The sequence below is a fragment of the Mesorhizobium sp. Root102 genome (genome assembly GCF_001425625.1).
GTDB lineage: Bacteria > Pseudomonadota > Alphaproteobacteria > Rhizobiales > Rhizobiaceae > Mesorhizobium.
The window spans coordinates 1-11,790 of record NZ_LMCP01000038.1 but is presented as its reverse complement, the minus strand read 5'-3'; the positions used below and the strand labels follow the sequence as shown (position 1 = coordinate 11,790).

General features: G+C 61.2%; 11 protein-coding genes and 2 pseudogenes. 7 read left to right on the top strand and 6 right to left on the bottom strand.

Translation table 11 applies throughout. The features are described from left to right. Positions 1–55: 55 nt before the first annotated feature. The 5 genes from ASD12_RS24420 to ASD12_RS24405 form a co-directional block, all read right to left on the bottom strand. Positions 56–409 carry a hypothetical protein gene (locus tag ASD12_RS24420; protein WP_056592385.1) on the bottom strand — a complete coding sequence of 118 codons (354 nt, stop codon included), beginning with the start codon at positions 407–409 and terminating at the stop codon, positions 56–58. Beyond that, positions 406–1,512: an IS5 family transposase gene (locus tag ASD12_RS24415; protein ID WP_056592382.1), complete on the bottom strand. Its 1,107-nt coding sequence runs from the start codon at positions 1,510–1,512 to the stop codon at positions 406–408. Before ASD12_RS24415 ends, ASD12_RS24420 begins: the two co-directional genes overlap by 4 nt. Positions 1,513–1,706: 194 nt before the next feature. Further along, on the bottom strand, positions 1,707–2,429 hold the full coding sequence (locus tag ASD12_RS24410; RefSeq protein WP_056592379.1) for a haloacid dehalogenase type II: 723 nt from the start codon (positions 2,427–2,429) through the stop codon (positions 1,707–1,709). A 394-nt stretch (positions 2,430–2,823) separates the two neighbouring features. Beyond that, on the bottom strand, positions 2,824–3,249 hold the full coding sequence (locus tag ASD12_RS34400) for a hypothetical protein (protein ID WP_156398646.1): 426 nt from the start codon (positions 3,247–3,249) through the stop codon (positions 2,824–2,826). Further along, complete coding sequence (locus ASD12_RS24405; protein WP_056592377.1) at positions 3,246–3,980, bottom strand: GntR family transcriptional regulator; 735 nt, start codon at positions 3,978–3,980, stop codon at positions 3,246–3,248. The genes ASD12_RS34400 and ASD12_RS24405 overlap by 4 nt, the downstream gene beginning before the upstream one ends. Before the next feature lie 427 nt (positions 3,981–4,407). Between ASD12_RS24405 and ASD12_RS24400 the strand changes: the two genes are divergently transcribed. The 6 genes from ASD12_RS24400 (at position 4,408) to hydA (ending at position 11,335) form a co-directional block, all read left to right on the top strand. Then, on the top strand, positions 4,408–6,129 hold the full coding sequence (locus ASD12_RS24400; RefSeq protein WP_082525651.1) for a sugar ABC transporter ATP-binding protein: 1,722 nt from the start codon (positions 4,408–4,410) through the stop codon (positions 6,127–6,129). Further along, positions 6,129–7,097 carry an ABC transporter permease gene (locus ASD12_RS24395; protein WP_056592371.1) on the top strand — a complete coding sequence of 323 codons (969 nt, stop codon included), beginning with the start codon at positions 6,129–6,131 and terminating at the stop codon, positions 7,095–7,097. Before ASD12_RS24400 ends, ASD12_RS24395 begins: the two co-directional genes overlap by 1 nt. Continuing rightward, complete coding sequence (locus ASD12_RS24390) at positions 7,097–8,101, top strand: ABC transporter permease (RefSeq protein WP_056592368.1); 1,005 nt, start codon at positions 7,097–7,099, stop codon at positions 8,099–8,101. The genes ASD12_RS24395 and ASD12_RS24390 overlap by 1 nt, the downstream gene beginning before the upstream one ends. 34 nt (positions 8,102–8,135) lie before the next feature. Then, entirely contained in the window at positions 8,136–9,362 is a 1,227-nt protein-coding gene (locus ASD12_RS24385; protein ID WP_056592366.1) for a sugar ABC transporter substrate-binding protein, read from the top strand. A 135-nt stretch (positions 9,363–9,497) separates the two neighbouring features. Beyond that, positions 9,498–9,908, top strand: coding sequence for a DUF3830 family protein (locus ASD12_RS24380; RefSeq protein WP_056592363.1), 411 nt, complete (start codon positions 9,498–9,500; stop codon positions 9,906–9,908). Between the two features lie 23 nt (positions 9,909–9,931). Further along, positions 9,932–11,335, top strand: coding sequence for a dihydropyrimidinase (gene hydA, locus ASD12_RS24375; protein WP_056592360.1), 1,404 nt, complete (start codon positions 9,932–9,934; stop codon positions 11,333–11,335). Positions 11,336–11,409: 74 nt separating this feature from the next. On the opposite strand, the pseudogene ASD12_RS33565 reads toward hydA, so the two are convergent. Then, positions 11,410–11,562, bottom strand: a pseudogene (locus tag ASD12_RS33565) (IS6 family transposase); the annotation flags it as partial. 1 nt (position 11,563) lies between these two features. Between ASD12_RS33565 and ASD12_RS34395 the strand changes: the two are divergent. After that, positions 11,564–11,701 (top strand): annotated as a pseudogene (locus ASD12_RS34395) (IS110 family transposase); the annotation flags it as partial. Positions 11,702–11,790 lie beyond the last annotated feature (89 nt).

Genomic DNA, 11,790 nt, shown 5'->3' with positions numbered 1-11,790 from the left:
GTTTGTGGCGATTCACATCGACCACGTTCTCACATCCCGACAGGAGCAGCCGCCCTCAGTTAGGCTCGACCGAGACCCCAATCACCCCATCTGTTGAAGAAGTCTGCTTGCGAGCGACGAAGTCTGCTTCGTCGCCACCATGGAAGCAGATTTGCCCGTTGATGGAGCCGTCTGGTTGGATTTCAGCCCAGCCAGTGCCCTGGGCTTCGTCCGTTTCGTCATTGCCTTGCCAGGAGAAGGCGAGATTGCTGCCGTCACCCGCGCCGAAGATCTGCCCGGTGACGCAGGCGAAGGCGAATTCGCCGGAGCCATCGACCGCGAACTCAATGTAGGCGGGCTCCATCATGTCGCGATAGTCCTCGACATAGTCGGGCATCGCGACGATCCGCCAGCGGCCGATGAGGCTCATGCCGGCGCGGCCAGCAGCTTGGGCAAGCGGACCAGATTGTAGGCCGCCAGGTTCAAGGTGAAGGCCGCGCCCACACGGGCGCATCCTCGCAGCTTGACCTTGGCCATGCCGGCCGAGGCCTTGATCCAACCAAACACCTCCTCGATCCGCTTGCGGCAGCGCTGGCTGACATCATAGCCCGGATGGCGCTTCGTGCGGTCATCGATGGCCGTCACGCGCGGCTTGCCGGTTTTGCTCAGATGGCCGTCGACGGCGATATGCGGCGTGACCTTGCGCTCGCGCAGGTCCTTGATGAACTGGCGTACATCATAGGCCTTGTCGGCGCCCAGTGTGATGCGCCGCCGCGAGGGTCTACGATCCAACATGGCGAGCGCGGCATCACGCTCGCCTGTGCCTGTGGCCTGGGTAATGCCGCCATCGACCGCCAGCCCATGACGGTTCTCCATTAGCGCATGCCCCATGTAGCAGAGCTTCGCCGGCTGCCCGTCGCCCTTTTTGTAGAGCCGCGCCTGCGGGTCGCTCGTGCTCTGGTGTGTATCGTTGGAGCGCTTCTCCTTATGAAAGCCGCGCTCGGCGTTGCGACCCGCTCCATCCGGATCGTTGTCGTCCCCATCCTTGCGGCGGAAGCTCTTGATCGAAGCCCAGGCCTCGATCAGCGTCCCGTCCACCGAGAAGTGATCCGACGACAAAAGCCGCTTCACTCTTGGCTGAGCAAGCACCGCGCGCAGAAACTTGGCCGCGATCTCACCTTCCAACAGCCGATCCCGGTTCTTGGTGAAGCTCGAATGATCCCAGGCCGGCTCGTCAACACCAAGCCCCACGAACCAGCGGAACAGAAGATCAAACTCCATCCGCTCCATCAACTGACGCTCCGAGCGGATGCCGTAGAAGGCCTGCAACAGCATCGCACGCAGCAACCACTCCGGCGCGATCGATGGGCGGCCGAGCCCCGGCGGATAAAGCACCGCAAAATCGCCGTCCATCTCCACAAGAGCCGCGTTCACGATCTCCCGTATCACCCGCAGCGGATGGTCTCGGCGAACGCGCGCCTCAAGGTCGACATACGAAAACAGCGAACCTGTCCGTTCATCCGAGCCGCGCATCCACAAATCCCCAATCGTCCGGGGAGCAGTGAATCACGCTCCAAACAACCGCGCCAGCACTTCTTCAACAGCCTGCTAACGCGAGTGCGGGCGTAGTAAAAACCGTCCAGGGGCAGGTCAGCTGATCCCTAGCTTTGCAGTGTGACCCACCCAGGGTCGATAATCTGTTTCCCGAAGGACCATGACAAATGCCCCTACAGCTGAAGGCGTTCAGCCATCTCAAGGAAGTCCCCGATGACCATATCCCAATCCTGGACAGGGTGCAGATCTGTCGTCTGCTCTGATCCGTGCTCGGTAGGACGGCAGACAAAAGCAGTCCGCAGTCCGCATGCCCGGGCCGCTGCCAGATCTCCATTATGGGCAGCCACAAGACAGATCTCATCTGACCTCATCGCCAGGACATCAGCTGTGCGAAGATAGGCTTCCGGCGTCGGCTTGTACGCTTGCACGACCTCGGCGCCGAGGATCGCGTCCCACGGAATGCTGCTGCGCTTCGCCATATTGAGCATCAGAACGATGTTGCCGTTCGAAAGCGGCGCGATGATATAGCGGGCCTTCAGCCGTGTGAGGCCGGCCACCGCGTCCGGCCAGGGGTCCAATCGGTGCCAAGCTAGGCTCAGTTCGTCCAGCTCCGCAGCTGGCACCGAACCCGGGTCGATCCCGAATTCTGGCAGAATAGCCTCCAGATTCTCCCGATGCAGCACGTCTAGCCGTGCAAAGGGCCGCCGGCCACTTCGTACCTCCTCCATCGCTGGGGAGTAGCGGCGACGCCACGCGTCAGCGAAAACGGTGGGACTGACTGATCCTACACCATGCTGCTTCAAGAACGGCTCAGCGTCGCGAGCTACGCCGCTGCGCCAGTCGACAACAGTGCCGAAGACGTCGAAAACCAGAGCGCGCACACCATCCAGAGTCATAACGAAGCACCTTCCTTGTTCACCTTTCGGCTCTCGTCCCACCGACGGCAACGCCCAAATTGTGCAGTCTAATAGTGCATTACCGGCAATGGGTTGCTTGAGTATTGTACCCCAGCATGATCAGTTCCATGCCTGAGAGGCCCATGACGCGATAGGATGCGGGCCGGAGGCGATGGTTGCAGATGCACATGCCGACCACGCAGCCGAAGCCCGTCAGACACCAAAGCCCAGATTGCGGGGCTCGAAATAACGTTTCTCCAGATGTTGATGGCTCGCTCAGGCTGAGGCTCAGCATGACCGGGGCAGATGTATCTTGCGGTATTTCCCAATGATCTCGCCATTGCAATCGACGATGTCGATGAGCTGTTGAAGCGCCACTTCCTGCCGGCTTCCGTCACCAGTTCGGCATAGCTGACGTACAAGCCGATCCGAGTTCTCTGGACTCCTCGAAAAGCGGTGCGGTTTCCGGTCCCGGCGTGTCGCGCTCGTAATAGCTGGCGAGTTCGGCCTCGTTCTCGATCACCCTGCGGGGAAAGGTCGGGAGGTATGTTCGGGAAGAACCACAAGTTCGGCGCCCCTTCCCTTTGCTTCGCGCATCATCGCCAGCAGGTGGCAAACCGTCTCCTTGCAGGTATGGACACTGGCGCTCGGCTCCATTTGCGCCGATGCGGCTTTGACCATGGGAGACGTGTTGTTCCTCCTTTAGGCAAACGCAGCGCGATTCCTGCCAGGAGACTTTCCGTTCGAGGTCGCGTAACAACAAACAATCAAAGCGGATCGGCGCGATGTGGTCAAACGCTGAATGCACCTTGGCAGTCACCCTTTTTCGTTTGCGGCCGTTGCATGTCCCCGCAGCCACTCGATTGATGCCGTAAAGCTTGCGGTGTCGACCCCGCGCTCGAGATTCATGTCCTGTTCGACATGGCGTAGGTGGCTCAACATCTCTTTTTCGGCCGCCGCGTGGTCTCCCTCCGCAATGGCGCGCACGATGCGGCTGTGTTCTTCGGGCGGACAGGCCTCGTCGCGGCCCGCATACAGAAGGATGGCCAGGCAGGTCAGCGCCTGGAGCTGGTTCATCAAACGCACCAGGATGCGGTTCCCTGCCATTTCCGCGAGCAGAAGATGAAATTCACCGGACAGCCCGACCTGCGTCCCCCGGCTTTTAGTGTACCTGGCTTCGTCTTCCCTGGCCAGATGCTGATCCAGTCGGACAATGAGGTCCTGTCTGGAAGGTGCGCTTGCAAGGATCCTGACGATGTCGGGCTCGACCATGCGGCGCACGGCAAGGATGTCGCGGGCTTCCTTCTTGGTCGGCGCCGCGATGGTTGATCCGATGTTGGGGGATTTCACCAGGATACCGTCTTGAGCAAGGCGAGCCATGGCTTGGCGCACGACCGTGCGGCTGACATCGAACGTAGTCGCGAGCTGTTCTTCGGTTATTTTCTCGCCCGGAGGCAGTCTTTGCTCAAATATCGCCTGAAGTATACGCTTGCGAATCTCTACTTCTGTCCTTCCGTGTGACTTTTCAAATCGGCTAAGTGTGCGTTCCACGGTGGCTTACCTTGCTGTCTTGAGTGCTTCTCAAAAAGAGCCTTCATGAAGTTGTCTCTCCGTTTGAGGCTCTTCTCCGAAGCACTACGCTAGACTCGCAACGCCCTCGGATTTCCGGAGCGCTACAGAATCGTTGCCCGTATAGGCGAGTTTCGCTCCAAGGTGAACCGTGCTCCACGAGCGGTCGATGCACCGGCGTGGATCCCCCGCTTGGACGTGCCGTCCGTGGAGCTCGTGGCCTGCCCAGTTCCACCTGAGGGTTTTCGATCGAGGCCTCTTTGAGAGTTGACAAAGAGCCAAACTAATGCAGAAATCCATTGTGCACAATATGGGACATAACACGCCAAAGGCACGATAGAGAACGGCGGTTCGCTGTTTGAGGAAGCGTGAACCGTCTGCCGGGCGGACCAGGCATGTCCGCTCTGCGATGAAGATTGTGGAGGATGTACAAGGTGGCTGGCCTGCCGATGAGCGCGATGGATCGCGCCATGCTGCCTGGTATTGGCAGTCGCGAGGTTGGGTCGCCGGATCGTGCCGGTGTCCCAGGCCGCAATCGTCTCGCACGCATCTGTGCCGTTCGTGCCCGTGTTGTTCGTCAAGGCGGGGTTTGACCTTGTCCCCTGCTCTTCAGGTAAATGCGATCAGCAAGCGCTATGGGGCGACGACCGCGCTTCAGGACGTGTCATTTGAGTTGAAACGTGGACAGGTCTGCGGGCTCCTCGGCGAGAACGGAGCGGGCAAGTCGACTCTCGTCAAATCGATAAGCGGGGTGGTCTGGCCGGATACCGGCGAGATCCTGCTCAACGGCGAGTCTTATCGCCCGCGATCGATCGTCGAGGGCAATCGCAGGGGTGTCTCGACGGCATTCCAGGAGCTCAGCCTTGTTCCGACGCTCTCCGTTGCTGTGAACTTGTTCCTGCCGCATCCGGAGCGGAACGGGCTGGGTCTGGTGCTGACCCGCAAGCTCGAACAGCGAGCGGCCGAGATTCTTGAAGAGCATGGCGTTCGCGATATCAAGCCGTCCGTCCTGGTCGGCGACCTCCCTTTGGGCATGCGCCAGCGCATCGAAATCGTGCGCGCGCTGCAGCGCAAGCCGTCCGTGCTGCTTCTCGACGAACCGACCGCGGCCCTGTCCGATCGCGAATGGCTGTTCGGCCTGATCGACAAGGCGGTCGCAGAGGAGACTTCGATCCTCTATATCAGCCACAAGCTCGACGAGATCCGCCGCCTGTGCAGCCGCTGTGTCATCCTTCGCAACGGACGCAAGGTCATGGACAGCGACGTGGAGTCCATGTCCAACGACGAGATCTTCACCAACATGGCTGGGCGCTCGGTGGTCGAGACGTTCGTCAGCAGGACACCCGCCATCCGGGTCGGCCTCGCGCCCCGGCTCGAAGTCCGAAACCTCAAGGGACCGGGAGTCGAAGACGTCAGTTTCAAGCTCGCGCCCGGTGAATGCCTCGGCGTCGCGGGGCTGGAGGGGCACGGCCAATCGAGCCTCTTTAAGGCGCTCGTCGGATTGTCCCCGGTGACCGGCGGAACGATCGCGGTGGACGGCATCCATGTTGCCATTCGCTCGCCGCGGGAGGCGCTAAAGCATGGCGTCGCGCTGGTTCCGGAGGAAAGGAAATCCGAAGGCATATTCAGCGACCTGACGACGATGGCCAATATTTCCATGCCGGTCATCGATGGCGTTACACGCTTCGGCCTGGTGAACCGCGCTGCCGAACGCCGCGCCGTCGGTGCGGTAACCCCGTCGGTCAATCTGTCGGAGCGCTTCCTCGGCTATGGCATTGGGGCGCTGTCCGGCGGCAACCAGCAGAAGGCGATCCTGGCGCGTGCCCTGATCAGCGGTGCCAAATGCCTGCTTCTGTTCGACCCCACGCGCGGCGTCGACGTCGGAGCCAAGCAGAATATCTACGCCATGATGGCGGCTTTCGTCCGCGACGGCGGCTCGTTGTTGTTCTGCTCTACGGAACTCGATGAGCTGGTCCATCTCTGCGACCGCTGCCTCGTCATGTACCGCAACGCGATCGCCGGGGATCTGCCTCGCGAGGAACTGTCCCAGGATCGGCTTCTGTCCATCGCTTCGGGTTTCAGGCCGCAGCCGGATGTCGGATTGGCCGCCGCCAGCCAGAAGGGTGCATAGTGGCCAAGGCTTCGCCATGGTACCGACGACTGGGCGGCGGCGCCACGCCGGCGATGCTGCTGCTCATCCTGATGCTCGGCATCTATGCCGTCTACGAACCGTCGGCGCTGACCAGCTTCGGCATCAGCAATCTGTTGAACAACGCGATCGTGCTCGCTTTGGCCGCGACCGGCCTCACCATCGTCGTGCTGACTGGTGAATTCGACCTGTCGGGCGCCGGCGTCGTCGCCATCTGCAACGTCATGGCCGCGACGCTGAGCATGGGCGCCCCGGGAAGCATGGGGACCCTTGGCCTCGTGCTTCTGGTGGGGCTGCTCGTCGGCGCGATCAACGCCTATCTGATCGCCATTCTGGGGCTGCAGTCGCTGGCGGTGACGATCGGCTCGTTGATCGTCTGCCAAGGCATAGCGCTGGTTCTCTTGCCGGCACCGGGTGGCGAGGTCGCCGAGGCGATCATCTCCGGCGTGACCGGCGACCTGTTCGGCATTCCGATCGCGGGCATCATGTTCGTGGCGCTTGCGCTGGCATGGACCTTCCTGAAGAACACAAGGTGGGGGATCGCTGTCTATGCCGTGGGCGCCGACCCCGTCGCGTCGCGGCTCTCGGGCCTGAACGTTCCGACAACCAAGTTCATCGCATTCGTGCTCGCCGGGCTTTGCTACGGCGCGGCGGGTTTCGTCTACAGCGCCGAGATCGGATCGGGCGACCCGCGCATAAGCGATTCCTTCCTGCTTTACATGTTCGCTGCCGTCGCCATCGGCGGGACGTCGCTGATGGGCGGACGTGGCGGTGTGCGCGGATCTCTCGTCGGGGTGGGCATCCTAACGGTGATGCAGAAGATGCTGTTCGCGATCGGCGTCGCCGAATTCTACACCAACATTTTCAACGGGTTGATCATGATTGCCGCGATCTTCTTCGGCCAGCTTTCGCCGCTTGTAGCGCGGATTGCGCGCAGGAGGCCCGCGTGATGCAGAACAAGCAGACCGCAGCGATCGGCGAGACGGCCGGGCACGAGAAGCCGGTCAGGCGGCAGTGGCTGCGTCCCGACGCCAGGCCGGCGGCGCTGGTACTGTTGGCGACCGTAGCGCTGATCGTCAGCATGAAGCTCGTCAATTCGGATTTCGGCTCGCTCAACCAGCTCACCGCAATCCTGATCACCTCGATCTTCCTCGTAGTGGCATCGTTCGGCCAAGGCCTCGTCATCCTGACGGGCGGCATCGACCTCTCGATCGGCGTGGTGATGGGCATCGGCGGGATGATCATCGCCGGCATGACGCGGGGCAGCGACGACATGCTAGTCTACGCCCTGCCGACCGCGCTCGTCTGTTGCGCGGGGATCGGCGTGATCAACGGCACTGGTGTTGCCGTGGCCAAGCTGCCGCCCTTCATCATGACGCTTTCGTCGGGCACGACCTTCTTCGGTATCGGGCTGGCTCTCACGGCGGGCAGCTCCCAGCAGCCGGTCGCGCCGGCCTTGCAGAAGTTTATGAGCGGCAGCTGGCTCGGACTGCCGCTGCCGGTCTGGTTTCTGATCGTCTTCGCCGTGCTTGCCACGCTGGTCCAGAATGGCACCGCCGGAGGGCGCAAGCTCTATGCCATGGGCAGTAGCCCCGGCGCCGCGCGGGTGCTCGGGCTTCCGACCACGATGCTGACGATCGCCGTCTACGGAGCCAGCGGCCTGTGCGCGGGAATAGCCGGCATCCTGCTCGCCGGCTATTCCTCGAGCGCGACGCTAGACATGGGCAACGCGCTGCTGATGCCAACCATCGCGGCCGTGGTGATCGGTGGCGCCCGCGTCACCGGCGGAGCCGGCATCTATCTGGGCACGCTGGCGGGCGCACTTTTCCTGAGCACGCTTTCGACCGTGATCACCATCCTGAGCCTGTCGCAGGGTCTGCGCAGCATCATCCAGGGCGGCATTATTATTGGAGCGCTTCTGCTCCAGAGCAGTCGGTCCGCGCAAAGGCACTGACCAGACAATAACGGCCATAAAGGAGGAAGAGCAGATGGAAAGCAAAAGAATATCGAGGGGGATCGCCAAGGCGGCCGCGGCTGCATTGGTCTCATCTATGTGCGTCGTTCCGCTGAGCCAGGCCAAAGCCAAGGATCACTACAAGGTGTTCCTGAACATGAGCTATAGCGGCAACTCGTGGCAGGCGGCGGCGGCCAACGGCATCAAGGCGCTGGCGGCGACGCCGCCATACGACAAGATGATCGAGTTTAAGACCGTCATCTCGGGCACGGACGTGCAGCGTCAGATTTCCGACCTGCAGAGCATGATCGCTGCGGGCGCGGACGCGATTCTTATCATGCCTCTCTCCCCGACCGCGCTCAACCGGGTCGTCAAGCAGGCTTGCGACAAGGGCATCGCCGTCTTTACCTACGACGCCACCGTCACGCAGCCATGCGCCCACAATGTCAGCAGCATCACGGCCCGCTACGGCGCCAACACTGCCCAGTGGATGGTCAATCAGATGGGTGGAAAGGGCGAGGTTGTGTTCAATCACGGCGTTGCCGGCACGACCGTAACCAAGACTTATGATGAACAGGCATACGGCGTCTTCAAGAAATATCCCGGCATCAAGATCGTCGGCGATTTCTATGGCAACTGGAACGACGCGACCTCGCAGGAGGAAGTCGCCAAGATCCTAGCCGCGCATCCCAACATCGACGGCATCTGGAGCGTGGACGGCAGCTACGGATCGCTGCAGGCCGTAATCAACGGGCGTCCCGCCCGCTTGGTTACTATGGCCGGGCAATCCAACAACGGCTATCGCCTGGCCATCGCCGATCCGGCCATGCAGGCAAAGGGCCTAAAGGGCGTTTCCTCAAGCTCCGGTCCCTCGGTGGGCGGCTATGCCTTCAAGCTCATGATGGAGGTGGTGACCGGCAAGAAGAAGCTGGAACAGCAGAATGTCGAGTTCCCGCTGCCTTGGGTCGAGCCCAAGGACGTCAAGGTTTGCCCGGGAGACGCCTTTGTCGACGGCTGCAACACCTTCCCGGCCGACAAGGTGTCGGCGTTGTTCCTCGACACCTCGCTCGACGGAAAGCTGTTGCCGGAACTGAGCATCGATGCGGTGCAGACCGGCAATCCGAAGGCCGGCGCCAAGATGGAGGAACTGCCGCCGGTGAAATATGCCGACACGCTGCCCGGCGTCAACTGCACCGACTGCACCCCGCCGGCCGACTGGCTCGAGCCTAATCTCGTAAAGCCCATACCGGTTCCGAACTAAACAAGAACAGCTTGGGTATCGGATCCGGATACCGCCGAGATCCGGTGCCCGGCTGTCTGATCAAGCGGCCACCCTCAATTCCGCGATGCGGCGGGATGAACGCCGTTCAAACTTGAAAATACGGAGAAGCAGCAAGTGAAGACGATAAACATCAAGGCAGGCGAATTCAGCTTCAAGGCGAGGCTTGAAGAGAAACTTGCACCGAAAACCTGCGCGCTTTTCCTCTCTCTTCTGCCCTACAAGGAGCGCATCATTCATGTTCGCTGGAGCGGCGAGGGCTGCTGGATACCGCTGGGCGAGACGGATTTCGGCGTCAGCTTCGAGAACGCGACCAGCTATCCGGCGCCGGGCCAGTTCATCCTCTATCCCGGCGGCTTCAGCGAGACCGAGATCCTGCTGGCCTATGGCGGCGTGAATTTCGCAAGCAAGATGGGCCAGCTTGCCGGAAATCATTTCCTGACGATCACCGAAGGCCAGGAGAATTTGGCCGAGCTGGGCAAGAAGGTCCTTTGGCACGGTGCGCAGAACGTCGGGTTCTCTCTGTAGCCGATTAACCGGGACGTCTCGAAATGGCATTGGATACGATCATAAAGGGCGGAATGGTCGTTACCGCGACTGACCGGTTCCAGTCCGACATCGGAATAGAGGACGGCCTTATTTCCGTCCTTGCCAGGAACCTGGACGACGCGCCGGAAATCATCGACGCGTCCGGCCTGCTGGTCATGCCGGGCGGGATTGACAGCCACGTGCATCTCGACCAGCCGGGAAGTCCCGGCATCGTGATGGCGGACAATTTCGAAACCGGCACCCGGTCGGCGGCCGTCGGCGGCAACACGACCGTGTTGCCGTTCTGCCTGCAGGCCAAGGGGCAGTCGCTGCGGCAGGCGATCACCGAGTACGAGCGAAAGGCCGAAGGCAATTGCCATGTGGACGTCGCCTTCCATCTGATCGTCAGCGATCCGACGCCGCACGTGCTGGGCCAGGAACTGCCGGCGCTGATCGAGGAGGGATACACCTCGATCAAGATATTCATGACCTATGACGACCTGGTGCTGCGTGACCGCGACATCCTTGAAGTGCTAGCCGTCGCGCGCCGGCATGGCGCGCTCGTCATGGTCCATGCCGAGGGCTATGACACGATCCGGTTCCTGACCGATCAACTGGAGCAGCAGGGAAACACCGCGCCCTTCTTCCACGGCCCTTCACGGCCCGTCGTGGTCGAGCGGGAAGCCACGCATCGAGCCATCAGCCTGGCCGAGCTCGTCGACACGGACATCATGATCGTCCATGTCTCCAACCGGCAGGCGATGGAGGAGATACGCCGGGCGCAGCAGCGTGGATTGGCCATTTATGGTGAGACCTGCCCGCAATATTTGGTGCTGACCGAGAACGATATGGATCGCGCCGGCATGGAAGGCGCGAAATATGTCTGCAGCCCGCCGCCCCGCGACCACGACAGCCAGCTTGCCTGTTGGGAAGGGCTGCAGCAGGGCGTGTTCGAAGTGTTCTCATCCGATCACTGCCCGTATCGCTACGAGGACGAGGCCGGCAAGACCAACGTCAAGGGCAAGACGAGCTTTCGCTATGTTCCCAATGGGATACCCGGGATCGCGACGCGCATGCCGATATTGTTTTCGGAAGGGGTGGACAAGGGCCGGATAAGCCTGAACCGCTTCGTGGCGCTGACCTCGACCAACCATGCGAAACGCTACGGACTTTATCCGCGAAAGGGAACCATCGCGGTGGGAAACGACGCCGACCTGGTGCTTTGGGACGACAAGAGGAAGGTCACCATAACCCAAGACCTTCTGCAGGACGGCTGCGACTACACTCCCTACGAAGGAATGGAAGTGACTGGCTGGCCCATCCGCACCATCATGAAGGGGCGCACCATCATGGCGCACGGCGTCGTGTCGAAGCCCAAAAATGGCACGCAGCTGAAAAGGACGCTGCCCAGGGTCAAGACCTACTGACATGGGGTAATTGCGGGGGTTCCGTCGCAAACTCCAGCTGAGGTCGCAAAGGCAGGTTGAGCGTCACCCGGTGCTCATGCGGCGAGGATTTCGAACTGCTTGGCAATGGAGGGCGTCGGATCGTAAACAAAGCTCGCCTGTCGCTTGCGCATCATATGAACCGTCTCGATGCCCGAGAGGATAATTTCGGCGGTTGTCGTTGACTTGAAGCCGAGCATGGACCGGACGCTGGATGGGTTCTGGATCCACCGCGTTCTTGAGAGCGAAAGCATCGAGAGCTACATTTTCGATCCAGCCTCGATTGCGGCTTCGCGCCGCCGGCGGCGAGCCAAGACCGACAGGATTGATGGTGAGGCTCTAGAGCGTTTCCCACTTTGAGGGAATCGTAGGATTCCCATCGAGGCTTGTTTGTGATTCAAGATGCTGGCTGGATTGGAGGCCAGCATCTGATGACG